The sequence below is a fragment of the Bacillus tequilensis genome (genome assembly GCF_012225885.1).
GTDB lineage: Bacteria > Bacillota > Bacilli > Bacillales > Bacillaceae > Bacillus > Bacillus tequilensis.
Genome location: NZ_CP048852.1, coordinates 456,894 through 482,455, shown reverse-complemented (window position 1 = coordinate 482,455; position 25,562 = coordinate 456,894). Strand labels below are relative to the sequence as shown.

The 25,562-nt window shown below is 45.9% G+C and carries 24 protein-coding genes and 2 riboswitches; of the genes, 6 read left to right on the top strand and 18 right to left on the bottom strand.

Going from position 1 to position 25,562, the window contains the following annotated elements; translation table 11 throughout:
* Positions 1 to 18: 18 nt before the first annotated feature.
* The 8 genes from G4P54_RS02465 to dctS all read right to left on the bottom strand — a co-directional run bounded on the left by G4P54_RS02465 (position 19) and on the right by dctS (position 8,570).
* Entirely contained in the window at positions 19 to 354 is a 336-nt protein-coding gene (locus G4P54_RS02465) for a hypothetical protein (RefSeq protein WP_019257527.1), read from the bottom strand.
* Positions 355 to 448: 94 nt separating this feature from the next.
* Positions 449 to 1,216 (bottom strand): DUF2705 family protein, encoded by a 768-nt coding sequence (locus G4P54_RS02460; protein WP_167871680.1) that lies wholly within the window; start codon positions 1,214 to 1,216, stop codon positions 449 to 451.
* Complete coding sequence (locus G4P54_RS02455) at positions 1,209 to 2,135, bottom strand: ABC transporter ATP-binding protein (RefSeq protein ID WP_167871679.1); 927 nt, start codon at positions 2,133 to 2,135, stop codon at positions 1,209 to 1,211. The genes G4P54_RS02460 and G4P54_RS02455 overlap by 8 nt, the downstream gene beginning before the upstream one ends.
* A gap of 90 nt (positions 2,136 to 2,225) precedes the next feature.
* On the bottom strand, positions 2,226 to 3,464 hold the full coding sequence (locus G4P54_RS02450; RefSeq protein WP_024714462.1) for a dicarboxylate/amino acid:cation symporter: 1,239 nt from the start codon (positions 3,462 to 3,464) through the stop codon (positions 2,226 to 2,228).
* 72 nt (positions 3,465 to 3,536) lie between these two features.
* A riboswitch (cyclic di-AMP (ydaO/yuaA leader) is annotated at positions 3,537 to 3,667 on the bottom strand.
* A 58-nt stretch (positions 3,668 to 3,725) separates the two neighbouring features.
* Entirely contained in the window at positions 3,726 to 4,769 is a 1,044-nt protein-coding gene (locus G4P54_RS02445) for an AI-2E family transporter (protein WP_167871678.1), read from the bottom strand.
* 147 nt (positions 4,770 to 4,916) lie between these two features.
* Positions 4,917 to 6,173, bottom strand: a complete 1,257-nt coding sequence (gene dctP / locus G4P54_RS02440) for a C4-dicarboxylate transporter DctP (protein ID WP_167871677.1) — start codon at positions 6,171 to 6,173, stop codon at positions 4,917 to 4,919.
* A 119-nt stretch (positions 6,174 to 6,292) separates the two neighbouring features.
* A complete protein-coding gene (gene dctR, locus G4P54_RS02435; RefSeq protein WP_167871676.1) occupies positions 6,293 to 6,973 on the bottom strand; it encodes a two-component system response regulator DctR in 681 nt (226 codons plus the stop codon).
* The gene (dctS, locus tag G4P54_RS02430; protein WP_167871675.1) at positions 6,963 to 8,570 is read right to left on the bottom strand and encodes a two-component system sensor histidine kinase DctS; all 1,608 of its coding nucleotides are present in this window, start codon (positions 8,568 to 8,570) and stop codon (positions 6,963 to 6,965) included. Before dctS ends, dctR begins: the two co-directional genes overlap by 11 nt.
* A gap of 71 nt (positions 8,571 to 8,641) precedes the next feature.
* Between dctS and G4P54_RS02425 the strand changes: the two genes are divergently transcribed.
* Both G4P54_RS02425 and G4P54_RS02420 read left to right on the top strand, forming a co-directional pair.
* The gene (locus G4P54_RS02425; RefSeq protein WP_167871674.1) at positions 8,642 to 9,694 is read left to right on the top strand and encodes a TRAP transporter substrate-binding protein; all 1,053 of its coding nucleotides are present in this window, start codon (positions 8,642 to 8,644) and stop codon (positions 9,692 to 9,694) included.
* An 83-nt stretch (positions 9,695 to 9,777) separates the two neighbouring features.
* The gene (locus tag G4P54_RS02420; protein WP_167871673.1) at positions 9,778 to 10,599 is read left to right on the top strand and encodes a manganese catalase; all 822 of its coding nucleotides are present in this window, start codon (positions 9,778 to 9,780) and stop codon (positions 10,597 to 10,599) included.
* 36 nt (positions 10,600 to 10,635) lie between these two features.
* Here the strand turns inward: G4P54_RS02420 and G4P54_RS02415 are convergent, their stop codons facing one another.
* The 4 genes from G4P54_RS02415 to G4P54_RS02400 form a co-directional block, all read right to left on the bottom strand.
* A complete protein-coding gene (locus tag G4P54_RS02415; RefSeq protein ID WP_167871672.1) occupies positions 10,636 to 10,995 on the bottom strand; it encodes a YdbC family protein in 360 nt (119 codons plus the stop codon).
* Positions 10,989 to 11,330 (bottom strand): cupin domain-containing protein, encoded by a 342-nt coding sequence (locus G4P54_RS02410; protein ID WP_024714470.1) that lies wholly within the window; start codon positions 11,328 to 11,330, stop codon positions 10,989 to 10,991. The genes G4P54_RS02415 and G4P54_RS02410 overlap by 7 nt, the downstream gene beginning before the upstream one ends.
* 132 nt (positions 11,331 to 11,462) lie before the next feature.
* On the bottom strand, positions 11,463 to 11,834 hold the full coding sequence (gene gsiB / locus G4P54_RS02405; RefSeq protein ID WP_024714471.1) for a glucose starvation-inducible protein GsiB: 372 nt from the start codon (positions 11,832 to 11,834) through the stop codon (positions 11,463 to 11,465).
* A gap of 128 nt (positions 11,835 to 11,962) precedes the next feature.
* Entirely contained in the window at positions 11,963 to 12,781 is an 819-nt protein-coding gene (locus tag G4P54_RS02400; protein ID WP_024714472.1) for an EcsC family protein, read from the bottom strand.
* Between the two features lie 120 nt (positions 12,782 to 12,901).
* Here G4P54_RS02400 and G4P54_RS02395 point away from each other — a divergent pair, with 120 nt between their 5' ends.
* The 4 genes from G4P54_RS02395 to G4P54_RS02380 all read left to right on the top strand — a co-directional run bounded on the left by G4P54_RS02395 (position 12,902) and on the right by G4P54_RS02380 (position 15,567).
* Positions 12,902 to 13,354: a DUF2188 domain-containing protein gene (locus G4P54_RS02395; protein ID WP_167871671.1), complete on the top strand. Its 453-nt coding sequence runs from the start codon at positions 12,902 to 12,904 to the stop codon at positions 13,352 to 13,354.
* A gap of 77 nt (positions 13,355 to 13,431) precedes the next feature.
* The gene (locus G4P54_RS02390) at positions 13,432 to 13,689 is read left to right on the top strand and encodes a GlsB/YeaQ/YmgE family stress response membrane protein (RefSeq protein WP_003225121.1); all 258 of its coding nucleotides are present in this window, start codon (positions 13,432 to 13,434) and stop codon (positions 13,687 to 13,689) included.
* Between the two features lie 228 nt (positions 13,690 to 13,917).
* Positions 13,918 to 15,195, top strand: a complete 1,278-nt coding sequence (locus tag G4P54_RS02385; protein WP_032682067.1) for an Nramp family divalent metal transporter — start codon at positions 13,918 to 13,920, stop codon at positions 15,193 to 15,195.
* A 105-nt stretch (positions 15,196 to 15,300) separates the two neighbouring features.
* Entirely contained in the window at positions 15,301 to 15,567 is a 267-nt protein-coding gene (locus G4P54_RS02380) for a hypothetical protein (protein WP_024714475.1), read from the top strand.
* A gap of 222 nt (positions 15,568 to 15,789) precedes the next feature.
* On the opposite strand, the gene G4P54_RS02375 is transcribed toward G4P54_RS02380, so the two are convergent.
* The 6 genes from G4P54_RS02375 to G4P54_RS02350 all read right to left on the bottom strand — a co-directional run bounded on the left by G4P54_RS02375 (position 15,790) and on the right by G4P54_RS02350 (position 25,557).
* Positions 15,790 to 17,514 (bottom strand): pyruvate oxidase, encoded by a 1,725-nt coding sequence (locus G4P54_RS02375; protein ID WP_167871670.1) that lies wholly within the window; start codon positions 17,512 to 17,514, stop codon positions 15,790 to 15,792.
* Positions 17,515 to 17,581: 67 nt separating this feature from the next.
* Positions 17,582 to 18,031: an NUDIX domain-containing protein gene (locus tag G4P54_RS02370; protein ID WP_167871669.1), complete on the bottom strand. Its 450-nt coding sequence runs from the start codon at positions 18,029 to 18,031 to the stop codon at positions 17,582 to 17,584.
* A 59-nt stretch (positions 18,032 to 18,090) separates the two neighbouring features.
* Complete coding sequence (kimA, locus tag G4P54_RS02365; RefSeq protein WP_167873806.1) at positions 18,091 to 19,914, bottom strand: potassium transporter KimA; 1,824 nt, start codon at positions 19,912 to 19,914, stop codon at positions 18,091 to 18,093.
* A 192-nt stretch (positions 19,915 to 20,106) separates the two neighbouring features.
* Positions 20,107 to 20,251, bottom strand: a riboswitch (cyclic di-AMP (ydaO/yuaA leader).
* A 221-nt stretch (positions 20,252 to 20,472) separates the two neighbouring features.
* Positions 20,473 to 22,584 (bottom strand): cellulose biosynthesis cyclic di-GMP-binding regulatory protein BcsB, encoded by a 2,112-nt coding sequence (locus tag G4P54_RS02360; RefSeq protein WP_167871668.1) that lies wholly within the window; start codon positions 22,582 to 22,584, stop codon positions 20,473 to 20,475.
* 5 nt (positions 22,585 to 22,589) lie between these two features.
* Positions 22,590 to 23,852 (bottom strand): glycosyltransferase family 2 protein, encoded by a 1,263-nt coding sequence (locus G4P54_RS02355; protein ID WP_167871667.1) that lies wholly within the window; start codon positions 23,850 to 23,852, stop codon positions 22,590 to 22,592.
* Positions 23,845 to 25,557 (bottom strand): DUF2334 domain-containing protein, encoded by a 1,713-nt coding sequence (locus tag G4P54_RS02350; protein WP_167873805.1) that lies wholly within the window; start codon positions 25,555 to 25,557, stop codon positions 23,845 to 23,847. Before G4P54_RS02350 ends, G4P54_RS02355 begins: the two co-directional genes overlap by 8 nt.
* Positions 25,558 to 25,562 lie beyond the last annotated feature (5 nt).

The window sequence follows — 25,562 nt, the reverse complement described above, 5'->3', positions numbered from 1 at the left end:
CCCCGGGGAACAGCGTGTTTACACAGGATTTGCATCCCGGTCTTGTTTCATACCGAGATAAATCAGCATATAGGTCAGGTAACCCATTGTCATCACAAGGCCGCCAAAGAAAAAGCTTGAGAAAATCGGCTCTTCAAAAGCGGTCACTGCTGCAAGCACAATCCAGCTGGCATACAGATAGATAATGAAATAGCGGATGCCCGTCTTCATTTTATATATCATGTACAGCCCCGCGAGAGAGAACAGTCCCAGCGCGAGTCTGAAATAAACAAGATGTTCAAACTGAAACATAAATGACACAAATGAGAATCCAAGCAGCAATACGATCGGTAAAGCGGTAATAAAGTTCCTCAATCGAGACACCTCCGTCAGTACCTTTAGTATAAACCAAAATATCAAATGATATTGATTTACGTGAGCTTTTTCACAAAAATGTCATTCCTTTCCTTTACACCCGGACATCTCGCTTACAGAAGCACCACCAGCCAACGGCAATGAAGAATATGGCATGTATGATGATAATTCCCGCTGAAAACAACGGCGTCATGCCTGAAAACAGGACTGTCTGTCCGCTGCTGTATTGGGTAAAGTCAGTGTTTGCAAAAAGCAAAAAGCTTCCCCATTTGTTTTCAAAGAGCTTCATGATCTGGACAAGTGTGCTCGCTCCATATAAAACGACAAAAGAAACGACGACTGCTACGGCGCTGTTGCGGAACAGTGAAGAACAAAGCAGCCCGAATAATCCCATCATGACGGCTTCAAGCCAGTTTGACCCGATCAGCTCAAGGGTGTTGATCAGCAATGTCTTTGATTCCGCGCTCACGGATGTGCCGAAAAAGACGAGACCGAATAATAATGACAGAATGTAGTATGCCAAATACAAGTAAAAGCTGACCAGCACGACTGTGATTAATTTTGACCAAAAAATCTTTTGCCGTTTTACCGGACGAATGAGCAGAAATTTGATCGTCTTTTTATCAAATTCCATTGAGACAATTGTTGCTGCAATCACAATCGTTAAAGCCTGCAGCAGAATGTTCAGGCTCGGTGTATACGATAAATAGCCGATAAAGTTTTCATCTGTTCCGGCACTGATGACAATCCGTTTAATGATCAATGCCATGAAAAATTGAAAGACTGCCATCAGGATAAGAGATACCAGTGTGACCTTCCGATTAAAAAGTTTCATGTGTTCATTCCAAATTAACTTAGACAAGTTCTTCTCCCTCCTCTTGATGAGCAGTTGTCGCTTTTAGGAATTCATCTTCCAGTGATTGTGTGTAAGGCCTAATAGAAAAGACATTCAGAGCTTGTCCGACAAGTAAACGGTTCAGTTCCGGAATATTTTCTTTTGCCACCTCAACAACAATCGCCCCGTTTTGCCGCTCAGCTAGGTATTGATGGCCTGTCAGCCAATTGAGCGCTTTTTCTTCCGGCTGCACTTCAATGACCGCTTTCTCTGTTTTTTGATCCGTTTCATGTAAGCTGACTTCCGCTTTAATTTCGCCTTTTTGAATGATGATGACACGGTCGCACAGATCCTCAACCTCACGCAATAAATGTGTCGCGAACAGGACTGCTGTTCCTTCTATTTCTGCGAGCTCCTTGATATGGTCACGAAAATCCTTCATGCCTGCAGGATCGAGACCGTTTGTCGGCTCATCTAATATAAGAAGCTTCGGCCGGTGAAGAATCGCCTGGGCGATGCCAAGACGCTGGCGCATGCCGAGCGAATAGGTTTTCACCTTATCGTGAATCGCTGACGTCAGCCCGACACGTTCCACCACTTCATCAAGTCGTTCATCGGTTATTTTTTTGTGCATATTTGCAAAGTGCTTTAGATTTTCCCAGCCTGTCAGGTACGGATAGAACTCAGGGTTCTCGACGATCGCTCCAACAGCTTCCATCGCTTTTTCAAACTCTGTATCGTGCTGGAATCCGCTGATTGTCACGCTTCCGCTGTTTTGTGTTAACAGCCCGACGATGATACGGATGAGGGTTGTTTTTCCGGAACCATTCGGACCGAGCAGGCCGATGATTTCTCCCTCCATGACGTCCATGCTGATTTGTTTGAGTATTTGTTTAGATCCAATCTTTTTATCGAGTCCTTCAATATGTAAAATCGGCTCAGCCATAAAGCCTTCCTCCTTTTTCGACAAAAAATAAACAGTGCCTAAAAATAGGCACTGTGTGTATTATAGCATTTGTGGCTTCCAAATGTTTGGTTAAACCGATAGCGTCGGCGTTTGCTCTGGCTGTTTGTTCTTTTCGGTTTCTGTAATGATGACGGCGCAGGCTGCGTCACCTGTTGTGTTCACCACTGTACGGAGCATATCGAGCAGACGGTCAATGCCGAGAATCAAGCCGATTCCCTCGACTGGCAGGCCGACAGATTGAAGCACCATGGCGAGCATAATCAACCCGACTCCAGGTACACCTGCGGTTCCGACACTTGCCAGCACCGCTGTCAGTATGACCATCAGCAGCTGCGTGAATGTCAGATCCTGTCCGAATACCTGTGCAATGAAGATGGTGGCTACCCCTTGCATGATGGCTGTTCCATCCATATTAATTGTAGCGCCGAGAGGCTGAACGAAGCTGCTGATCGGCTCAGGCACTTTTAATTTTTTCTGGGCTACATCCATTGATACCGGCAAGGTCGCATTGCTGCTGGACGTACTGAACGCGACGACCATGACCTCTGAGAAATCTTTAAAGAACGTAATCGGATTTCGTTTTGCAAAAAGTGCAATCGTTGAACCGTACGTCACGATTGCATGAATGATCAGGGAGAGCGTCACAACAATCATATACAGTCCCATCGCCTTAATTGCGCTGAAGCCTTGGCTGCCGATTGCAGTCGCAATCAGACCGAACGTTCCGTATGGCGCAAATTTCATGACCAAGTTGACGAGATACATCATCAGTTCATTTCCCTGTTCAACGACTTTTAGAAGCATATCCGCTTTTTTGCCGAGCATCGTGATGCCGAGCCCTACAAAAATAGAAAATACAATGATTTGCAGCATATTTCCTTCTGTCATCGCTTGAACGGGATTCGCAGGAATAATGTTCAGAAGAGTATCGGCAATACTTGGAGCTTCCTCAGCATCAAACTTGGCAGATGAAACATCATATGTCCCAAATTCACCAGGTTTAATCGTAAGAGCAAGAATAAGCCCGATCGTAATTGCCACTGCTGTCGTGATGAGAAAATAAGAGATGGCCTTCACGCCGATTCTGCCAAGCTTCTTTGGATCACCCAGCCCGGCTACTCCCAGTGTCAGTGAGAAAAAGACAATCGGCACGACAAGCATTTTAATGAGGTTTAAAAAGATGGTGCCAAGCGGACCGAATACAAACTTATTCAAATTTTCAAATAATTCAGGCGACATAACGTTGAGGACCAATCCAGTCACTGCACCAAGAACCAATGCAATGATGATTTTTGTTGCCAGTTTCATCAGCATTCCTCCCTTTTTTGAAAAAAAGCCCGCGAGAGACTCCCGCGGGCTTTGGCTGTATATCAAACCACAGAGCCCTCTCTTCACACCGATGGGGTTAGCTGACGGGTTCGGACGAAGAGATGTCCGTTTTTCAGATGAAAAATTAACCCCAATAGACCGGGTCCCCCACTCCTTATGCAAGGATTAAGCGTGTGGCTTGCTATTGTATGATTTAGTTTATTTATACAGAAAATATCCAATTTTGTAAACTGTTTTTCGTTACTTTTCTCTCGGATTTTTTTTAGGTCGATCTTCCTTGTTGGTGACGTCAAGAATATCAAGGAGAAACACAAAGATCGGAATCCCGATAATTAATCCCCAAATGCCGAAAAAGTGCTCAGAGAAAATGAGTACTGTGAAGGTGAAAAAGATCGGCAGCTCCGTTTTCGCAGACATCAGCTTCGGATTTAAGAAATAGGTTTCGATCGCATGTATGGCGAAGATGACAAGCACAATATAGAGCACATACATTCCGCCGCCAGTGCTGTAAGCGATGATACTGAGCGGGATCAGTGAAATGACGACGCCTGCTACAGGGATTAACCCTAGGAAAAACACCATGATAGAAAGCCCAAACAGCTGCGGGAAATGCATAATCGAAAGCGCGATAAACGTCAGAATGCAGTTGACGAGCGCAATGATGAATTGAGCTTCAAGCACCTTGCCGAACGTTCTTGCAAATTTGCTGCCGAAAAAAGCAAATTCCTCATAAAAGACCGCCAGTTTGCTCGTTTTAAATTTTCCCATGAATTCAGTAAGCCGCTTTTTCTCAAACAAGAAAAACATGCTGAGAATGAGAGCCATTACGATCTGTAAGCCGAATGTGCTGATATCGGCCAGATACGTATACACCACATTGAAACCCTCTTTGACATATGAACTGATATTAATATCCCCGAAAACACTGGTGATCTCATCAAAGAAAGGGATGCTGTCCGGGTGGTACGCAATATGTTTAATCTGCTTAACCAGCTGTTTAATCTGCTCCGCGACGACCGGATAAAATACAAATCCTCCGACTGTCAGCAGCACAGCCAGCAATATATAAAGAAACGTAATGACAACCCGCTGGCTCACGCGGAAAAACCGGCTTAAAAACTGCCGGACGACAGACTCCAAACGATCCATAAGAAATGTGAAGATGAAGGTAAGCAATATTAAGTTGATCATGCTCTTAAATAGATATAACACACCTGTTAACACGAGAAAGATGGAAAAACGCCTTACTCCCGGGTGCTGAAAAAATTTAACTAAAGCTGCCATTTATACACTCCTGTTAGGACAAACGTCCCTCATTCAATATAGTATCCATTTGTAAATTATATAACAAAAAAATGCTGAGGTCTCTGTCCTAACCTTAATAATTCTTAAACAATTAAAAAAACGGCCCCGTGGATGGGCCGTTTTTTTTCAGACTGCTGTTTTCATGCTTTCCACAGCCTCCACGCTTTTCGCTTCATCGAATTCATTTTCACTTTTTGCCACAATGATCGTGGCGATTCCGTTTCCAATCAGGTTCACAATGGCTCTTCCTTCACTCATAAAACGGTCGACACCAAGCAGGAGGGCAAGCCCCTCAAGCGGAATGACCTGAAGCGCTGACAGTGTTGAGGCCAGAACGATAAATCCGCTTCCCGTCACACCGGCCGCCCCCTTCGATGTCAGCATCAGAACGAGGATAATTGTAATTTGCTGGCCGATGCTGAGATCAACTCCAAATACCTGTGCCAGAAAAACCGTTGCCATTGATAAATAAATGGACGTGCCGTCGAGGTTAAATGAATAGCCCGTCGGAATGACAAGCCCGACAACGGATTTCGAGCAGCCATAGCGCTCCATTTTATCCATCATACGCGGAAGCACCGATTCTGAAGAGCTTGTGCCAAGCACGATCAGAAGCTCATCTTTAATGAAGCGAAGGTAATTCCACAGGCTGAATCCATAAAGCTTGCAGATGATATTTAACGCAACAAATACGAACAGGAACATCGTAATATAAACAGACATCATTAAGCTTGCCAGAGGCTTGATGGAGTCGAGGCCGAAGTGTCCGATCGTATACGCCATCGCCCCGAATGCCCCGATTGGCGCCGCACGCATGATGTAGCCGATGATTTTGAAAAAGACGTGAGAAATCTTGTCGAAGAAATCAATGACGCTTTTCCCTTTTTCACCTAATGCCGCAAGACCGACTCCGAAAAGAATAGAAAAGAATAAGACCTGCAAAATATCCCCTTTTGCGAAGGCATCAATCATGTTGGACGGAACAATGTGTGTGACAAATTCAATCCAGTCGATTCCCTGACCGCCATTTTGCGTGTATTGTGATACATCTCCCTTTTCAAGCTTGCTGTAATCAAGACCGGCGCCCGGCTTCATGATATTGACGACAAATAAACCGATAATGAGCGCGAGAGTCGTCACAACCTCGAAATAAATAAACGCTTTTCCCCCTACTTTTCCAACCTTCTTCATATCGCCCATTTTTGCAATCCCGAGAACGATTGTGAAGAAAATAATTGGAGCGATCACCATTTTAACAGCATTGATAAATGTATCGCCAAGCGGCTTCATTTCTTTTCCGACGTTCGGCCAGACCAGCCCGACAATGACCCCGATGATGACCGCGGTTATGACTTGAACTGTTAAATTTTTAAACAGTTTCATATTCTTCATCCCCCTGTCCTATTTCCCTTTGTGTCTTTCTTACTAGAATGATAGCGTTTTCAAGTGAGGTCGGGAAGTTTATGATCATAACGGACATTTTGGTCTTTTTGGTCTCAGATTTATCCTTTAAACACGTAGCGGTTAACGGGCCGCCCGACTCCTCCGTATTGGACATCCAGCTTAATCGTTCCGTTTTTTTCAAGGTAATCAAGGTATCGTCTGGCTGTCACTCTGGCGATGCCGAGCGCCTTGGCGACTTCTTCTGCAGAAAGGGATGCGGTTTGCCGTTTCAAAAAAGCAGTGACTTCATTCATCGTGAAATGATTCAGCCCTTTCGGCAAATCCTGTACGGCCTGCTGCGGCATATGCAGGATTGCATCGAGCTGTTCCTGGGACAGCGTATCATGCGCTTCGATTTTTTGTTTATATTGCTTGTACTTTTCAAGTGCCTGTCTCATTCGCTCAAGCTTAAACGGTTTTAAAATATAGTCGGCCGCTCCATTTTGCAGCATAAGAGAGATCGTTTCCTTGTCTTTTGCGGCGGAAACGACGATGACATCCACTTCCAGCTTTTGCTTTCTGATTTCCTGCAGCGTTTTGATTCCGTCCTTTTTCGGCATGTACACATCGAGAATCACGAGGTCGGGCTGTTTTTTTTTAATCAGCTTAATGCCTTCTTCTCCGTTACCCGCTGTTGCACAGACAGTGAAGCCTTTGACAGTTGTAATGAAATCCTTGTTTACCTCTTGAACCATCGGATCGTCTTCAATGAGCAGAACCTTCCATTCCTTACGAGCCATGCTGTAATTCCTCCCCCTTCATTGGAAAAACGATTGAAAAAGATGTTCCCCTCCCCGCGTGTGAATCAACCTCTACCGTGCCCGATCCTTTGTCCGTGATTTGTTTCACTAAATACAGGCCGTAGCCTGTTCCGCCTGTTTTATTGACCGTAAACCCTTTGTCGTAAAGGTGCGGCATATGTGCGGGTTCAATTCCGCAGCCGTTATCTTCTATTAAAATAGCAAGGATATCATCCGTTTGTTCGATGCTGATGTCAATTCGTTTGTCATCAGATTGGACGGTTTCAAAGGAACCGAAGGCATTTTCAATCAGGTTGCCGAGAAGCACGACGATGTCATGCTGATCAACATGCTCGGGAAATTGCTGCAGACTGCTGTTTTCATCTATATGAACAGCAATGCCAAGCTCCCTTCCCCTTCTGATTTTGCTCAATAGAAGACCGGCCGCGGCGTCATTTTGAATTGAGCGGTGCAGAAACTCAGTCACATTTTCCTGCTCGGTTGACGCTTGGAATGCGAGCTGCAAGGCTTTTTCAGATTTCCCCAGCTGAATGAGACCGGCGATCGTATGCAGCTTATTCATATGCTCATGGTTTTGGACGCGGAGCGCCTCCACAAAGTTTTTGACACCGGTCAATTCCTCCGCCATCTTAGCCGCTTCCGTTCTGTCTTGAAAAATCGCCACGGCGCCGATGACTTTTTTCTTCATCACAATCGGTATTCTGCTGCTCATGATGACCTTTCCGCTGACACGAATTTCTTCATTATAAACCGCCTTGTTCCGCTCCACGATTTCGGGCAGCCGAGAATCCTTGAGAACCTCCCAAATCACCTTTCCGACCAGATCCCCCCGCACCTCAAAGATTTGTTTCGCTTTTTCATTAAAAATCGTGATGATGAGGCGACTGTCGATGGCGATCACCCCTTCATTCATGGAGTGAAACGTTGCTGTCCGTTCTTCATACATTCGGACAATCTCATGGGGCTCAAGCTGGAACATTTGTTTTTTGATATGACGGGCGAGCAGTAAGGAACCTGCAAGGCCAAAGCCGAGAGTCAGCACAACGATGAATGCGATATCTCGTTTTAACTGAAGCAGGATGTCGGCGATCCCCGGCAGAGTTTTCCCGACAAGCACCACGCCGATCTGATTTAGATCGTGATCCTTCACCGGATAAAAAGCGCGGACCGCCGTGCCGATCGCACCCTTAGCTTCTGAGAAATAAATGTGCTCCGCAAACGCCGCCTCTTCGTCTGCACCCTCGGATTTCTTGCCGATGCTCGTGCTGACAGGATGCGTATATCGGGTGTGATTCATATCCATGACGACAATATAGTCTGCTTCATTAATCATCCTGATTTCTTCCACTCCGTGACGAACCGCTTCTGTTTGTTTTTTTCGCGCCAAGGCTTCTTTCACCTCTGTCATCTCTGACACTGTCCGGGCCGTATTCATCAGCCGCTTTTTCAGCTCACGCTCCTCTGTATGCTGGATATTTCCAATGAGCACAATGCCGCCGATCAAAAAAGAGAAAATGACGAGAATATAGGATAGGATCGTGATTTTCCAGCGGATTGAGAGCTTCTTTTTGTTCATCAGCTTCTCCTTTCAGGTCTTTACGGATGGCATGGCCCCCATTATTCTTAACATAGAGGGAGGGGCTTTTCATGAAGAGTTTGCTTGCATGTCTCGCATTGATGATCGCCGGAATTGCAACCGCTTTATTTATTGGATTCCATGATCGTTCCGGCAGTAAAGAGCTTGTTTATGATGACGATCAGGAAGGTTTACAGGATCAAATCGTGTTTACATTCAGCCATGTGGTTGCCGAAAATACGCCGAAAGGGCTGGCTGCCAATAAGTTTGCCGAGCTGGTAAACGAAAAATCAGGCGGGAAAATAAAAATTGAAGTGTTCCCGAATGGAAGCCTGTATTCGGATATTGAAGAAATTGAAGCTTTGCAAAACGGCGATGTTCAATTTATCGCCCCCTCCACATCGAAGCTCGGCATGCTCTCGCCCGAATGGGGCGTACTGGATCTGCCGTATGCATTTACAGATTACAATGCCGTCAAAAAAGGGCTGAACGGCAGCATCGGCACACAGCTGTTTGATTCTTTGAAGAAAAACCAATTAAAAGGCCTCGCCTATTGGACAAACGGTTTTAAGCAAATGACGACAAATCGAGGACCGGTCAAAACCCCGGATGATTTAAAAGGACAGGATCTCCGCATTATGCAAAGCGATGTGATAGAGGATCAGTTCAAGCTGCTTGGCGCAATACCTCATCAGGAATCCTTCAATTCTACCTTTCAGCTGTTAGAAAACAATGTAGTTGACGGTGAAGAAAATACAATCTCAAACATCTATTCTAAAAAATTTTATAATGTTCAGGACTATTTGACAATAAGCAGCCACGGTTATCTCGGCTACGCTGTCATGACTGATGAGCATTTCTGGAACGACCAGACCCCGGAAACAAGACGCATTTTGACTGAAGCGATGAAGGAAACGACGGAGTGGAATGAAACGTATGCCGAACAAATGAACAAGGAGCAACTGGAGGAAATCAAAAAGAATTCATCTATTACAATCTATGAGCTGACAGAGAAAGAGAAAAAAGCATGGATGCAGCGCCTTGATCCTGTTTATCATCAGTACGAGCCCATTTTCGGCCGAAAACTGATTCAGGCGCTTTTAAAACTGCGCGAAGAGTCATAGCCCATCTTAATAGGCTGTTTTTTGTTTATCTTTGCTCCTGCCGGAAATATAGAAAGAGATAAACGAAAAAAGGAGATGGGTACATGTTTAAGCATACAAAAATGCTGCAGCATCCTGCTAAACCAGATCGTCCAAATCCGTTATTCGCTAAAAAAATGCAAGAAATTTTAGGCGGGCAATTCGGAGAAATTTCGGTTGCCATGCAATACTTATTTCAAGGCTGGAATACAAGAGGAAATGAAAAATACAAGGATTTGCTGATGGATACGGCAACTGAGGAAATGGGGCACGTTGAAATGATCGCCACGATGATCGCCAGACTTCTTGAGGATGCCCCGCTTGATCAGCAGGAAAAAGCCGCCGAAGATCCTGTGATCGGCTCCATCCTGGGTGGCATGAATCCTCACCATGCCATTGTATCGGGACTCGGCGCCATGCCGGAAAGCAGTACAGGCGTCCCTTGGAGCGGCGGCTATATCGTAGCGAGCGGAAACCTGCTCGCTGACTTTCGCGCCAATCTGAATGCGGAATCACAAGGCCGTCTGCAGGTCGCGCGCCTGTTTGAAATGACGGATGACAAAGGCGTCAAAGATATGCTCAGCTTCCTGCTGGCACGTGACACGATGCATCAAAATCAATGGCTCGCCGCCATTAAAGAATTAGAAGCACAGGAAGGCCCGGTTGTGCCGGGGACATTCCCGAAAGCACTCGAAAAACAGGAATTTTCGCATCAGCTGATCAACTTCTCTGAAGGCGAAGAAAGCGCCGGACAAACCTGGCTGAACGAAAAAGCGCCGGACGGAGAAGCCTTTGAATATGTGAAAGAAGCAAAAGCTTTTGGCGAAAAGCCTGAGTTAAAACCAGCGCCGCCTTATGTTCATAATACGCTTCCAGGACGCGAGTAAAGACCAAAGCCCAAAACAAGATGTTTTGGGCTTTGATTATGCCTTCAGTACCAACCAGTCTGGTTCGTATTGGATGTCAGAGTTATGTAACAGATCGTGAATGAAAGGTTCATCCTCTTCATACAGCGTCACTTCTATCGAATGAATCACAGCCTTCTGTTCGTTTCCATCGTAAATGCTGTCATGCTCGTTCTCCATAAAATGGTCATATGCGGCTCTGCTCTCCCAAACACTGATGATCTCTGCGGTCAGCGGTCCATCTATCGTTTTTTGCCAGCCGCCGGCCTGTTTGATGAAGCCATTTACATGTGATAATGCTCCCCACTGCGACTGCGCTTTTGCAAATTCTTCAGCGTTTGCATCGTCTACTTCACATATAATCTTTTTGATTAGCATGGCAGCTCCTCTATGATGACGGTTTTGGCTTGTTTATGCTCCACACAGAGATTCACCGTCCTGACGTAAGAGCGTGTGCGGTGAACTGTGCCTTTCGGGATCAGCAGGCTGTCATTTGCTTTGAGTACCGCGGTTTCTTTGTCCTGAAAATCGATCAGCAGTTCTCCTTCAAGAACGATGAACAATTCATCTGAGTCGGGGTGATGATGCCAGTCATATTCTCCCGTAAACACTGCAAGGCGCACGCAGTGGTCGTTGACCTCTGAGATTGAAAAATTGGCGTGCTTTTCTTTGACTTCATTTGCGATGGCGAGCAAGTTTTGCATTTCGGACATTAGCGAAAACCCCTTTTTCACTAATTGTATCGCAACATCGGCTTAGATCAAGAAATTTCCACCATAAAAAGCGATCCAGCTGATGCGCCGGATCGCTTTTTATCTTCAGATAGTCTGCCTTTATGCTTTTGATTAGTCGTTGTTGCGGGCGTTTCCGCCTTTTGAGCCAATTTCTTGATAGAATTCTTTATCGTGATTTTTGCTTGTTGCTTCTCCGCCTTTACGGCCGATTTCTTGATAGAATTCTTTGTCGTGATTTTCGCTAGTGGCTTCTCCGCCTTTTTCACCGATTTCTTGATAAAACTCTTTGTCATGGTTTTGGCTTGTGGCTTCTCCGCCTTTTTCGCCAATTTCTTGATAGAATTCTTTGTCATGGTTTTCGCTAGTGGCTTCTCCGCCTTTTTTCCCAATCTCTTGATAGAATTCTTTATCATGGTTTTTGCTTGTTGTTTCTCCGCCTTTTCTACCTGCTTCTTCTCTGCTCATTTTGTTATTGTCTGCCATTTTGAATTCCTCCTTTAATTGGTGTTGGTTGTTGTATTCCCGCTGACAATTCTTTTAAACAAACAAAACACATCGGGTGTGTTTTCATTTAAAAAAGCAGGCGGAGCGCGGTGTCCGTCTGCTTTCTGCTATACCGTTTCTTGTTGTGTTTCTTTCAGCCGCTCAAGAATGCGCCGCTTTTTATACAGCATCATGCCTGTTTCGGTAATGTCGTTTAATGTCGAGCGATTGGCTGATGCACCAAAGACCATTCCGGCGACCGGCACAAGCTGAAAAAGCTTTTTCCAGCCGAATGTGTCACGGTAGCCTAACACGACTTCACGCCAGCCTTGAATTTGAGAAGCGACATTCTTATATATACGGTCTTGATCGTAATCTTTTAATTCCTGCAAAATCGATTTTTTGCCGACAACATCAGCCGATGTCAGCTGCAGACATTTTACGATGAAGACACGCTCTTTTTTCTCCTTTGGGTCATAGCCGTAAGCAACCGCGATATCCTGTAACGTTTTCAACGACAGGCCAAGCACGGCCGGAATATCTGCCGCAAGAGTAAACACGCCGCCCACACCCGTTGTCGCGCCTTGAACGGTTGCGGCGTTGATTCTGTTTTTGCCCATTCCTTCCGCAATTTCATCCATGACAGGCAAAGGCGCTTTTCGGATATCCTCCAACGATTCGTAAGTCTCCTCCGGCAGTTTCTTTTGAAACATCTTGATAATCTGTTTTTCAGATGTCAGATACTGTCCTCCTGTTTGAACAAAGCTTCCCACCTCATCCAAGAGCTTGCCGATCTTTTTCTGGATGAATTCCGGTGTCAGCTTGTCCAGCAGCTGAAACGGGAGACGGCTGAGCTTTTCCCAAAACCAGACTTTTTGCTGATCTTTTTCCCATTTCTCTATTTCTTTTAATTGCTGATGCAAGTCTTCTTTTCGTTCAGTTGTCACCCAATCCGCACTTCCCTTCTGTTTTTTCTACTATATAGTAGTATACCTTCATTTTCTCGGGTGCGTTTTTATTTTTCACCCGCGGGTACCATTTTTATAAAAGGAAAAGGAGTGATGGACATGCCTTGGTCGATGAAGGATTATCCAGCTTCATTGAAAAACCTTGAGAAGCCGGTGAAGAAAAAAGCAATTGAGATTGCGAATGCGATGATTGATGAGGGCTATGAGGACGGACGTGCGATCCCGATTGCAACAAGCAAAGCAAAGGAATGGGCGGAAAACGCCTCTAAAGAAGAGATTGATGATTTCCTCAAACATGATGACGAGACAGAACACGATGAGGATTCCAGCAGCGGCGGAGACCCTGAACTCATGGATAAAGCGGAGCATGTCATCAAGCATCAAAACGGCTGGGCGGTCAAAGCTGAGGGTGCCAAACGTGTGTCTGAGATCAAGGATACAAAAAAAGAAGCCATTGAACGGGCAAAGGAAATCGCAGCGCATAAAGGCACTGAGGTGATTGTTCATTTGGCTGACGGAAACGTGCAGCGAAAAATCAAAACAGGATCATAACGCGATATGCTATTCGATGTTTCGGATTCGGCAGGAGCGGTTATTGATTGATAAATCATTTATGAGAGGTGAATAGAATGATTAGCTTTTTGGTTTCATTAGTTGTTGCTATCGTAATCGGATTAATCGGGAGCGCCATTGTAGGCAACCGGATGCCGGGTGGGATTTTCGGCTCTATGATTGCCGGGCTGATCGGCGCTTGGATCGGACACGGACTCCTCGGTACTTGGGGACCGAGCCTCGCAGGCTTTGCTATTTTCCCAGCCATTATCGGGGCCGCCATCTTCGTGTTCTTGCTGAGCCTCGTATTCCGCGGTCTGCGGAAGGAAGCCTAAACTCATTTGATACAGGAGGCATCGTTTCGAATTGAAACGATGCCTTTTTATATGGGACCTTATCCGAATCCCTACATATCATATTACATAACAGGGAAAAATTCAGTAATGGATTTTGAACATTTTCGGTTGACAAGAAACTGGGAAGATCATATGATGTAGATAAAATAATTTGCCTTAAGGAAACTCTTTGTTGTACGGCAAAAACAATCAGAATTCAGGTGAGGTATGATGAACAAGGACATCACAGCACAATCTCCCCGTTCCAAAGCAGTCCAAGATGCGCTTGACGGGAAAATCAGAGGATTCAGAGGGCTGCTCCCTTTTCTTGGTCCTGCGTTTATAGCAGCCATCGCCTATATTGATCCCGGCAACTTCGCAACGAATATATCAGCGGGTTCTAAATATGGATATATGCTGCTATGGGTGATTTTATTTTCTAATATCATGGCGCTGTTAATCCAATCACTATCCGCTAAACTCGGTATCGCGACAGGCAAAAATCTGCCTGAGGTTGCCCGCGAAGAATTCCCAAAACCCGTCTCCATCGGATTATGGATTCAGGGCGAGCTGGTCATTATCGCAACTGATCTGGCGGAATTTATCGGAGCGGCTCTGGGACTGTATTTGCTGTTTGGCATCCCTATGCTTGAAGCGTCAATTATAGCGGCGGTCGGATCTTTCGCGATATTGGAGCTTCAGCGCCGCGGTTATCGCTCACTTGAAGCCGGCATTGCCGGTATGCTGTTTGTAGTGGTGATCGCCTTTGCGCTGCAGACTTTTTTTGCAAAGCCTGATGCCGTGTCAGTGATGAAGGGCCTATTTGTCCCGACGTTTCACGGTACTGACAGTGTGCTTCTTGCAGCGGGGATTCTTGGCGCCACCGTTATGCCGCACGCCATTTATTTACACTCAGCCCTTACACAGCGGCGGGTGGTCGGCAAAACTGATGCTGAACGGAAAAAAATCTTCAGATTTGAGTTTATTGATATTTTAATAGCGATGCTGATTGCAGGTGCTATTAATGCGAGCATGCTGATTGTGGCTGCCGCATTATTCTTTAAAAACGGCCTGTTTGTCGAGGATCTTGATATCGCATTTCAGCAATTCGGACATCTTGTCAGCCCTGTGTCAGCGGCTTTATTCGGAATTGGACTGCTCGTTGCCGGACTATCCAGTTCATCTGTCGGCACACTTTCAGGCGACGTGATCATGCAAGGATTTATTAATTACCGCATCCCGCTGTATGTAAGGCGGTTTATCACGATTATTCCGCCGATCCTGATCATCGCGTCAGGCGTCAATCCTACGTCTGCTCTCGTGCTGAGCCAGGTTGTGCTGTCCTTCGGCATCGCCTTTGCCTTAATCCCGCTTATTATGTTTACAAGCAATAAACGGATTATGGGCTCACTGATCAACGCAAAATGGGTCACAGTTGTGTCTTGGCTGATCGCTGTATTGATCGTCGCTTTGAATGTGTTTTTGATTGTTGATACGTTTCGTTAGAAAAAACCGGCTGGCGAGGCCGGTTTTTTGTTTTGTCTAAAACTCATTGATATGCTTTTTGACAGAAATTTGTTATGATAAAAGAAAAAAATCGGAGTTTTGATGATGTCAGTATTTATTCTGTTTTATTTATGGATTGTTCCTATTGTAATCGGTATTTTATGTTCTGTTGCTGCCTATAAATCCAAGGGGAAAATGAGAGTCGCGCCTGGCATTGCCATGATCGTGCTCAGTATCATTTCCTTAATCACCGCGTTTACGGCCGGGCATACGAATTTCCACGTGTTTATCGGCGGCATGTTTTTATTCGGCACATTATTGGTCGGTTCTGCTTTTCCTTTCTTTTTCGGGCTTAAGAAAAAAGAGAAATAAGCTTATCAAGACATGGACACTCTGTCAGATGTGACAAGAAAAAACATATGAAACATACAAGGACAAATGCATCTTCTTGCTTTGAAAGAAGATGCATTTGTCCTTTTGTCTGTTTCGAGCAATGCAAACCATGAAGGCCTTGATAAACACAACAATATTTCCCAACATGTTACCCCCAATTATCCCCAACAAAAAACAGAGGCCGCTAAGGCCCCTGGTTTTTTAGAATAACCGTTTTAAACTTTTCTTCAGTGACGGCATTTCAATTTTTTGGTTTTCGAAGAAATTTTTCAGCATGTATTTGCTGAAGCCTTTTGCCTGTCCGTAGGTGATTTTGCCGGGAAGCGGCGGTTCGTTTCCGATCATGACATCCACAACGACCGGCTGATCTGAGTGCAACGCCTCATGAAAAGCTGGCGCAAGCTCTTCCGCTCTGGTTACTTTGATGCCCTTTGCGCCGCAGCTTTCTGCAAATGCGGCATAGTCGACGTTTTGAAGATTTGTGGCATAGTCGATATTGCCTTTGACCTGCTGCTCATACTCGATCATGCCGAGATTTTCATTGTTTAAAATGACGACGGTGATCGGGAGCTTGTATTTGACGGCAGTCGGGAGATCCTGCATCACCATGGAAAAGCCTCCATCACCACAGACAGCGATTGTCTGGCGTTCTGGTTCAGCCAAGCTTGATGCGATCGCTCCCGGCAGGCCGCAGCCCATTGTCGCAAGCCAGCTGGAAACGATAAAATCCTGGTTCGCATTCATTTTGAAATGACGCGCCATCCAAACTGTCACAGTGCCGACATCTACAGAGAGCACCGCATCATCGGCAGCCGCTTCCTGAAGACGTGCCACGACCTGCTGGGGTTTAAGCGGTGTTGCCGCCTCTGTCTCATCATTTTCAATTTCGTTCCACCAATGCTGCATATGTTCCGTGCAGGCATTCAGGAATCTTCTGTCTTCCTTCCGCTCAATATACTCCGTCAATTCGCGCAGGCCCAGCGCAGAATCGCAGACAAGACCCGCTGTCACCGGATAGCGTTTTCCGATTTTCGCCGGATCTGAATCGAGCTGGATGGCCGGTGTGTCATCAGGCAAATAATCACGGTACGGGAATGACGTTCCGAGCATGATTAATAAATCGCATTCCTCCATTGCCTCGTAAGCCGGCTTCGTGCCGATCTGCCCGAGGTTGCCGAGAAAATGCGGGTGCTTATCAGGAACGACGCCTTTTGCCGGGAGCGTGACTACGATCGGCGCGGCGGCTTTGTCCGCAAATTCCAAAAGCTCCTGTTTTGCCTTTTTCATTCCCTGCCCCGCCAAAATAATCGGCTTTTTGGCGTTATTAATATATTGCGCGCAGGTGACGAGCTGCTCCTTTTTCGGTTCAAGGTTCCCTTCTATATACACTGGTGAAGTGTACACGGGCTCGCGTTTGATTTTCTCCGCAAACAAATCATCAGACACGCTCAATACCGCAACGCCTTTTTTGCTGTAGGCGGTGCGAATAGCCTGATTCAAGAGATCCGGCAAAGATTCCGCGCTATGTACCTCTCTGTTGAACACAGCCACGTCCTCAAACATTTGCTCAAGCTTGATCTCCTGAAAATAATCCCGTCCGACTTCACCTGATGAAACCTGTCCCGCAATCGCCAGCACAGGGGCGCCATCCGCTTTTGCATCATATAATCCATTTAATAAGTGCACCGCCCCCGGCCCTGCGATCGACAGGCAGACGCCGATTTTGCCGGTGAGTTTCGCCTCAGCCGCGGCTGCCAGCGCCGCCACCTCTTCATGGCGGGTTTGAATGAATTTCAATTGATTTCGTTCATGTCTTAATTCCTCAATAAATTCATTTATACTGTCTCCGGGGATGCCGTAAACATGTTCAACTCCCCATTGTTCGAGCAGTTCTGTCATTGCTTGTCCTGCAGTTTTATGTGCCATGCCGTATCCTCCTTTTCCCTTTTCTCAATACCACAGGAGAAGGGCTTTGAAACCCGGAGACCCTGAATCACTTGCCCAGTCTTCTTTTGAACAGGTCGATCACCGCAAGCATGCTGGTATCCTTAAGGATGACAGTTACATCTCGATCGCCGTTCTTAAAATCGTTTATTTGCCTTTTTCGGTTCGGCACCATTAAAAGCGGCAAATGGTGCGGAGAGAACCACTTTAAACCCGCTGTCTCCGCACTGTCAGCAATCGCTTCTCCGCCTGTTATGATACCTGCAAACACATGCTGTTCATCTTGAAACTTCTGCCTTCGATAAACACCTATTTTCGCAGAAAGCGCGGCGCTGTATCCTGTTTCCTCCAAAACCTCCCTGACTGCCGCTGTCTCGGCCGTTTCCCCGGGATCGATCGTGCCGCCCGGCAGATCCCATAAAGGAACGTCTTTTCGTTTTACCAGCAGGATCTGATGTGTTTCGTTCGATACAATGACAAAAGCCCCTTTCGTATCCATCGCCATTTCTCCTTTTCCCGCAAAAAAAGACCAAGGTGATTCCCTTGGTCTCTAGAGCTTTACTTTTTAAAATGATACGGAAGCGTGGCCACTATTATGTCCTTTTTCCAGAACAGCCGGACTCTGAGAAGGAAGGCTGATTGGTTGTGAAGGATGGTGTGCCAGCGTTTTTTTGTAATAAATTGCGGAAACAGCACCATGACGGAAAACTGTTTCTTCTTCGCTTTTGCTTCTACCGTTTCCAAAAACTTATCAAACGGGTGGACGAGGCTTCTGTACGATGAGTGAAGCGTAACGAGACGCACTCCGTTATTAAGCTCCTCCCAGCGTTTTTCAACTTTCTTTTCCTGTTCTCTGTCAAATGACACGTGAACGGCAATGACCTGATCGGACAATGATTTCGCGTATTGAATCGATTTTTGCACGACAGTCGTGACACCGGCTACAGGCACAATGACAACCGTGCCTTTGATTTCTTCCGGCTGTTGATCTACGATGCGAAGCTGTTCACCAACAGCTGTATAGTGATTTTTAATCACATAAAACAGCAGAACGACGATAGGCATAAAGATTAAAACCGGCCATACGACATTAAACTTCGTCACAAATAGGATGGACAGAACCATAAACGAAATCAAAGCGCCGCACGCGTTGATGAGCATTTTTCCGATCCAGCCTTTTGGTTTTTGCTTGTTCCATTTGATGCACATGCCGGTTTGCGAAAGCGTAAATGGAATAAATACGCCGACAGCATATAACGGGATTAAGTGCTCTGTCTGTCCTCCGGAAAACAGGATGAGCACAATGGAGGCAATGCCTAAAAAGATAATTCCATTTGAGAAGCCCAAACGGTCGCCTCTGACTGTAAACATACGCGGCATATATTGGTCTTTCGCCAAGTTGAAGGCAAGCTGCGGGAAGGCTGAAAATCCCGTATTCGCCGCAAGGACCAAAATAAGTGATGTCACACCTTGAATGACATAGTAGAACACATTTCGCCCGAAGGTTTCAGACGCAATCTGTGAAACCACCGTTTCATTTGGCTTTGGCGCCACTCCATATCCGTATGCGAGCGCCGTAATGCCAGTAAACAGAATCGCCAGCAAAATCCCCATCATCGCAAGCGTTCTTGCCGCGTTTCGCGCAGGCGGGTTTTTAAAGGCAGGAATCGCGTTAGAAATGGCCTCAACCCCTGTCAGCGCCGAGCAGCCGGAAGAAAAAGCCTTAAGCAGCAAAAACAGTGTAATGCCGGCTACCGGTGTGCCGAGCGGTGTATGATGGGCTGGCTGGTCAATTTGCCCCGTCATGAGTTTGAACAATCCGACTCCAATCAGAACCAAAAGCGCCACCACAAACAGATACACCGGATAGGCTAGAATCGATGCCGATTCTGATAGACCGCGCAGGTTCAAAATCATAATGACTATTACAAGAAAAACAGCGATCGGCACGTGATAATGATGCAATGCAGGAAAGGCCGACGTGATGGCGTCTGTGCCTGCGGAAATACTGACCGCTACCGTTAAAATATAATCGACAAGCAATGAACCGCCTGCGATTAATCCCGGCTTTTCACCGAGGTTTTCTTTCGAAACGACATACGCTCCGCCGCCCTGCGGGTAAGCGTAAATAATCTGCCTATATGAAAGAATCAGTGCGAGCAGCAATATGAGAACGCCAACTGCAATCGGAATGGAGTACCAAAAAGCCGCAGCACTGACCGTTGCCAAAATGATCAAAATTTGTTCTGTCCCATATGCGACAGATGACAGCGCATCTGAAGAAAGCATCGCCAAGGCTTTTAATTTAGTCAGCTTTTGCTCTCCGGCTGCTTGAGATTTTAACGGTTTCCCAATCAAAAAACGTTTGATTGAATGATACATCATTGATGTTTTCTCCTTTTAATTTCTGATTTTATTAGAACAATAAAACATCAGCATCTGCATTCACATAATAGAAGAGTCCTTTCTGCTATGATGTCTCTGTAAACGATTTACATTCTAAAAAATGAACGGCAAAAAACACAGAGGCAAACGGATGCCCCTATGCCATCACATCGAACATAGGTTTCATTCATCTCCTCTCACAAACGCTTACGAGGTTAGCTGACGGATTCGGGCATATGAGAGTTTGCCCTACCTAAAAAGGATTCACCCCTACGGCAAAAAAGCCGTTCTAATGGGTCCCCCGCTCTGATTTCAGATTAAGCGATTTGTTTTCTAAAAGAGATCATACTCCCGTTCAAGCACGTTGTAAAGAGGCTTATTGGCTGAGCGAAAAAAATAAAATGACAGGTTCCACAAATGGAATTCACACACCAAAAAACATAAAAAAACAGAGGCTGGATTTGCCTCTGTCTTTTATATTTGATCATGTCCCAAACGGCGTTAAAAACCCTTGAGGCCTCGGAAACCGAGCACCGGGGCTGAAATGGCCTCTGTTTATTCCGTATCTGTCTTTCTTTTTCTTCGTCTTGCTGTAATCCAAATGAACACTGCCGCAATCACTATAATCAGTGCCAACACACCAATATAAAGCCATTTCCGGCTATGATCCTGTGATGATTGCTCAGCGCTGGAACTGCTTGTTTCCGATTTGAGCTGCTGGTGGTTTGAAAACACCTGCTGGCTGTCAGTTTCATTTACGACGGTTGCCGAGTCATCGGTGCTGTTCAGATCATTAATGATCTCTTTTGTGACGGCGGCGCCTGTTCCTTTAGCTGGTGCAAAAACAGCCATCGTGTAGCGTGAATCCCAAAGAGATTTTTGGGTAAACGCCACTTGTTTTGTCGTCTCATTCAGCATGTCAAAACCTGATACATCAAACGAGCCGTTCTTCGCTTGCGGAACTAGAAGATCTGATGATTTCTCCTTCAGAAGAGAAAATTGATTGATGCCTCCTATGAAAATGAGGTTCCGCTCTTTGGCATCATTTGCGGTTACATCAGATGATTTCTTCACCGTGTATGCATACTGCGCTTCGCTGCCAAAGGACTCCGTTACGAGTGAAAGCTCCGCAAGCTTCGAATGACTGACATTGTCAGGGAGCACGATCAGCGTTGCCCGTTCCTGAGTTCCGGCATAAGGAAGCGGCCACTCTTGAAAATCTGCTGACGGCGAAATGCCTTTCATGCCATAAGATAGGGTACTGCTTTTATCGATAAAGACCCATTTTTCTTCATCAGTCGTGTTGCAAGGATTGTTTTCCTTTAACCCCGTTGTGACAAACTGAATATCAATGTAACGGTTTTTTTGCAGCAGTTTAGGATCCACTTTTACCGTGACATGATAGAACCCGTTTTTATCTTCTTTTCCTAATTCATCAAGCCGGACCGAGTGCGGCTGGCCGTTGATCATGATCTTCAGCTCTGCAGCCTGAGAAGCTGATTCGTTTTCTGCCGTTGGGGCTTGAATCGTTTCGGACTTTTTCAGCTTAAGCGACAGCTTCGCTGATTGGTTTTCATCTAAAACCGCCGAAGCCGGGTAAAAGTAATGTGCTGAAGATGTTTTGTCAGCTCCAATTGTCATATCATCGGCTCCAAAATTCTCGAGGGTCAGCTTATCGCTTTCCTTTTTTTCTGCCTGCTGAAGCTTGCTGATAGAGAGTGTCTCGCCGCTGAGCTGGCCTGTGTATGTTTGATCCGTGATGACGCTGATTTTTTCACTGAGTACGTCATCGGATGCCGCTTGTGCAAACAGAACCGGCTGCTGCTTGCCCTCTGCTTTCAGCACCCGCTCCGCAAGCAGAAGGTGTTCTCCTTTTGCCTGTAAGCCGGCTTGTTTCATAATCTTCTTCACCTTGCCGTTCCAATGCTTGTCCACTCCGATGAAAATCGTCGGTTTGTCGATTTTTTTCAGATCAGATTCCGTGATATACGAAATGCTGACACTGCTGTCCACCGTTTTCAAATAGCCTTCTGTTTTGACTGCAGCTTCAATTTCCGCCGAACTTGGGTCATCCGGAATGACGATGGCGGTTTTCTCCGCTGTCGTTCCCGATTGGGCGAAAGGATACGGATAATGGTCCAGCGATGTACCCTTCGCTTCACTGCTGTCCGCCAGCGTCAGACGGCTGTCCGGATAAATTTTGATCCAGTTGCCGGACGTATCCTGTCTGACGCAGACACCCTCTTTCATCACCCCGTAAAACTTCAGCGATACGCTGTGATAGCCTTGGGCAGACTGGCTTTTATTCAGGTTCAGCTTCAATGTTTTCCGTTTGGAATCACCAGCAAGCTTCAACGTTTTGACCGGTTCATCGTCAATGACAGCCGTTAACGATGATGGAGAAATTAAAAGATTTGATGCCTCGTATTCAATCACCAATTGCTGGTTGCCGGAAGAGGCGCCTGCCGGGACCTGATACGTCAGCTCTGCGCTGTCTTTTGATCCGTACAGTGTGATCAGGTCACTTGTCAGGACCTGCTGTTTGGCTTTTTCTTGGCTGTTTTTTCCGAGGAGCGAACCGCTGACCTCCACCTCTTTGGCAAAAGCCGCTTGCCCGGTCATCGCCAGCACCATGAGGCTTGTGAGAAAAATCATTATTTGTTTCAAAAAGGTCACCCGCTTTTATGTTGATTGTATCGTTCTGTTTTGTACCATTTGACCTCCTGCTTGAATAAACGGTGCTTGATTTCTACAAATAAAGAATAGATGACCAGCACAATCCATGCCTGCGAGTATGTAAAGTACATAAGAAATACGATAAAAAAGTTTTGTTTGTTCATTTCTGTTTTTTCAATGCTCAGCGTAATCATGACCTCTGTCATAAATAAGAAGAACGCCAGGATCCAGAGAATCATCGCCAAAAATCCGACCGACAAATGCAAATCATAAAACAGATTCACGACAAATATCGTATTTGACATGATCACGCCAAAGAAAAACAGAAAGTACGTAAAGAAAAAATAAAACAAATCAAAGATAATCCGTTTTCGTTTCAGCTTAAAAAACTGCGCCAAAAATTTCAGCACGACATATTGATTGCCGCGCGCCCATCTGGTGCGCTGGCGCCACCACACTTTCCACGTTTCCGGCTCCTGCTCCCAGGTGATGGCGGCAGGGAAAAAGCGGATGTGATAGCCGAGGTTATACACCCGGATGGTCAGCTCTGTATCCTCAGCGAGCGCTTTGTCATCCCAGCCTCCGAGCTTTTCGATAATGCTTCTGCGGATCGCGAAGTTAGTGCCTGGGATAGTGGCGATTTTAAACCACTTCCATCTGCCTCCCTGAGCCATCCACTGAAAACAAATCGTTTCGATATTAATAAACTTCGTTAAGAGCGTTTTTGCCGCATTGATAACGCGGAATTTTCCTACCACGGCTCCTGCCTTTTCGTCATTCATCAGGCCGAGCACGAGATAATACACGGCCATTTTCTCAGGCGTGTTGTCGGCGTCATATACACAGATCACGTCGCCGTTTGATTCGGCAAAACCGGAGTTCAAGGCTGAGGATTTGCCTTTTCCAGCGTTTGGCGGCTTCGTCATCACCATTTTGATGAAATCGTATTTCGCGGAAAATTCATTGACGATATCACCCGTCCGGTCTGATGAATTGTCATTAACCACGATAATCTCCAGCCGGTCCTTCGGATAATAAAGGTTGACCATCGCCTTCAGCGTCTGCCGAATGACAACCTCTTCGTTATGCGCAGGGATGAGGACACTGACCTTTGGCAGCTCCTTCATATTTTCTCTCCACTTCGGGATATTCCGTTCGAAGGTCATATAGTGGCGGAACCCGCCCTGCATGAGGAACATGTGGTAGAGAAGCATGACCCATATTAAACTTAGCGAGATAAAGAACAGCGTATTACCCAAGGCTTCTTCTCTCCTTAAAAATTCGTTTTTTCAAAGTGGCTCTCAAGTAAAACGTATAACTGACAAACATGACAACAAATAAGAGCACGATTGCGGAGAGAATCCATAACGCTTTTTCCAGAGGGGTTTGCCGATGATGATCGAAAAACTCGTCAATGGCGCTTACGCCGTTTTTCACCTGAATCGTTCCGTCACCGCTTGTATGAATTTCCACTTTGTCTGTTTTGACGGTTTGTTTCGTTTTCTTTAAATCAAGCCATTCACTGTCCGGGATGCGCTCCATCTGGTTAACCAGCTCCGGCAAATATTTCATCCCGAGATACGGGTGATAAAACCCTCCGGCAACTCCGCCTTCAAAATCTATCATCTGGGAGATGTGCTCCTCCATATCGCCGAGCGGGTTTTGCTTAGATGTATCGACAAAGCCGATTGTTTCCGGATACAGCGTCATGCCGTGCAGCATCGAAGGAGTGGTCACATACGGAGATGCGCCGGATGTTTTCCAGGTGGCGCCGCTGAGCTGGACCTGGCCGAAAATACTTGTAAAATATTGCGAAGCGATTTGATAGCCGAATTCTGACATCGTGTAATGAGGGGCTTCAAACGCAAGCGGGTAGAGACCCGATGATGTCAAATCCTCAATTGCCCTTGTCAGTTTCTGCTTTGTATAAGATTCTTCCTTTTCACGAAATGGTTTCAGATAGCTGTTGTAGGCTTGTTCGTTCGAGAAGTCCTGTTCGTTTTCCAAAATGGACGGGGGGTCTTCGGCATTTCCGGATGTAATTGGCTGATCCGCCTTTGCATCCCAAAATTCAAAGCCCTCTCCTGTTTCACTGTAGCGATAAGCGTGGGTATAGCCGTGAACAATGATGCTTCCGCCCATGCTTTGCAGCTTTTTCAGCACTTTGACCATCTTTGGTTTATCAGACAAATACACTTTGTCACCAGTTTCCGGGTTCAAGTAAACGGGAATCACGGCCAAAATAAAAGGAACATGCCGCTTATACAGATATGTACCGGCTTGAAGGAGCAATTTTTCATCAGACATCGGGCTGATATCCTCGAGGCGCAAATACAATAACGTCGTCCCCGCTTTCTCACCGAAAGCTTCCCTGAGCTGTTTCGCCACGATCAAATTGTCATTTAATAAATTCGTTAATCCAATGTACACATTCGCTTTTTTTGTTTTCCATATAAAAGAATGCGTTTCGCCGTCGTCATCTGATTTGAAGGTATAAAGCGGCGTTCCTTTCAGTCCTGATACGCTCAGTACGTTAAGCCCGCTCTCCAAAGACACATCCGTCTTTTCCGACCTGCTGTGGACCTGAAAGACATTTTCTTTCTCAGCTAATGAAAGCCCGGAAAATTGGCTGAGTTGGCCTGCGTTATAGCCAATGGCGACAACAGGTTTTTTTACGCTGCTGATAAGAGACACCAGTTTTTTGCTGAGCTTTCTTTTCGTTTGCCCATAATAAATCACACGATCTTTTTCTTTTACATCAGAAGCTTCAACATCCGAGTCTTTTTTGACTGTCACGCGTGATGTAAAGTGCCCCGCAAGCAAATCGAGCATTTTGACTTGAGACGACTCTTTGCCGTTTAAGGTTGAATAGATGATGAGAATGCCGGCATCCCGCTCTTTCGCTTGTGCGGAAACGGGAAAAGCCGCAATAGCTGAAAGCAGAAGCGTTACGACGCAAAGCAGCGTGA

Bases quoted from the DNA above. Each gene is read 5' to 3' on its own strand.
- G4P54_RS02385 (WP_032682067.1), top strand. From the start codon at position 13,918: ATGATGAACAAGGACATCACAGCACAATCTCCCCGTTCCAAAGCAGTC.
- G4P54_RS02380 (WP_024714475.1), top strand. From the start codon at position 15,301: ATGTCAGTATTTATTCTGTTTTATTTATGGATTGTTCCTATTGTAATC.
- dctR (WP_167871676.1), bottom strand. From the start codon at position 6,973: ATGGCTCGTAAGGAATGGAAGGTTCTGCTCATTGAAGACGATCCGATG.
- G4P54_RS02375 (WP_167871670.1), bottom strand. From the start codon at position 17,514: ATGGCACATAAAACTGCAGGACAAGCAATGACAGAACTGCTCGAACAA.
- G4P54_RS02395 (WP_167871671.1), top strand. From the start codon at position 12,902: ATGCCTTGGTCGATGAAGGATTATCCAGCTTCATTGAAAAACCTTGAG.
- G4P54_RS02450 (WP_024714462.1), bottom strand. From the start codon at position 3,464: ATGAAACTGGCAACAAAAATCATCATTGCATTGGTTCTTGGTGCAGTG.
- G4P54_RS02390 (WP_003225121.1), top strand. From the start codon at position 13,432: ATGATTAGCTTTTTGGTTTCATTAGTTGTTGCTATCGTAATCGGATTA.
- dctP (WP_167871677.1), bottom strand. From the start codon at position 6,173: ATGAAACTGTTTAAAAATTTAACAGTTCAAGTCATAACCGCGGTCATC.
- G4P54_RS02415 (WP_167871672.1), bottom strand. From the start codon at position 10,995: ATGCTAATCAAAAAGATTATATGTGAAGTAGACGATGCAAACGCTGAA.
- G4P54_RS02425 (WP_167871674.1), top strand. From the start codon at position 8,642: ATGAAGAGTTTGCTTGCATGTCTCGCATTGATGATCGCCGGAATTGCA.
- G4P54_RS02370 (WP_167871669.1), bottom strand. From the start codon at position 18,031: ATGGATACGAAAGGGGCTTTTGTCATTGTATCGAACGAAACACATCAG.
- G4P54_RS02455 (WP_167871679.1), bottom strand. From the start codon at position 2,135: ATGGCTGAGCCGATTTTACATATTGAAGGACTCGATAAAAAGATTGGA.
- kimA (WP_167873806.1), bottom strand. From the start codon at position 19,914: ATGTATCATTCAATCAAACGTTTTTTGATTGGGAAACCGTTAAAATCT.
- G4P54_RS02420 (WP_167871673.1), top strand. From the start codon at position 9,778: ATGTTTAAGCATACAAAAATGCTGCAGCATCCTGCTAAACCAGATCGT.
- G4P54_RS02410 (WP_024714470.1), bottom strand. From the start codon at position 11,330: ATGTCCGAAATGCAAAACTTGCTCGCCATCGCAAATGAAGTCAAAGAA.
- G4P54_RS02445 (WP_167871678.1), bottom strand. From the start codon at position 4,769: ATGGCAGCTTTAGTTAAATTTTTTCAGCACCCGGGAGTAAGGCGTTTT.
- gsiB (WP_024714471.1), bottom strand. From the start codon at position 11,834: ATGGCAGACAATAACAAAATGAGCAGAGAAGAAGCAGGTAGAAAAGGC.
- dctS (WP_167871675.1), bottom strand. From the start codon at position 8,570: ATGAACAAAAAGAAGCTCTCAATCCGCTGGAAAATCACGATCCTATCC.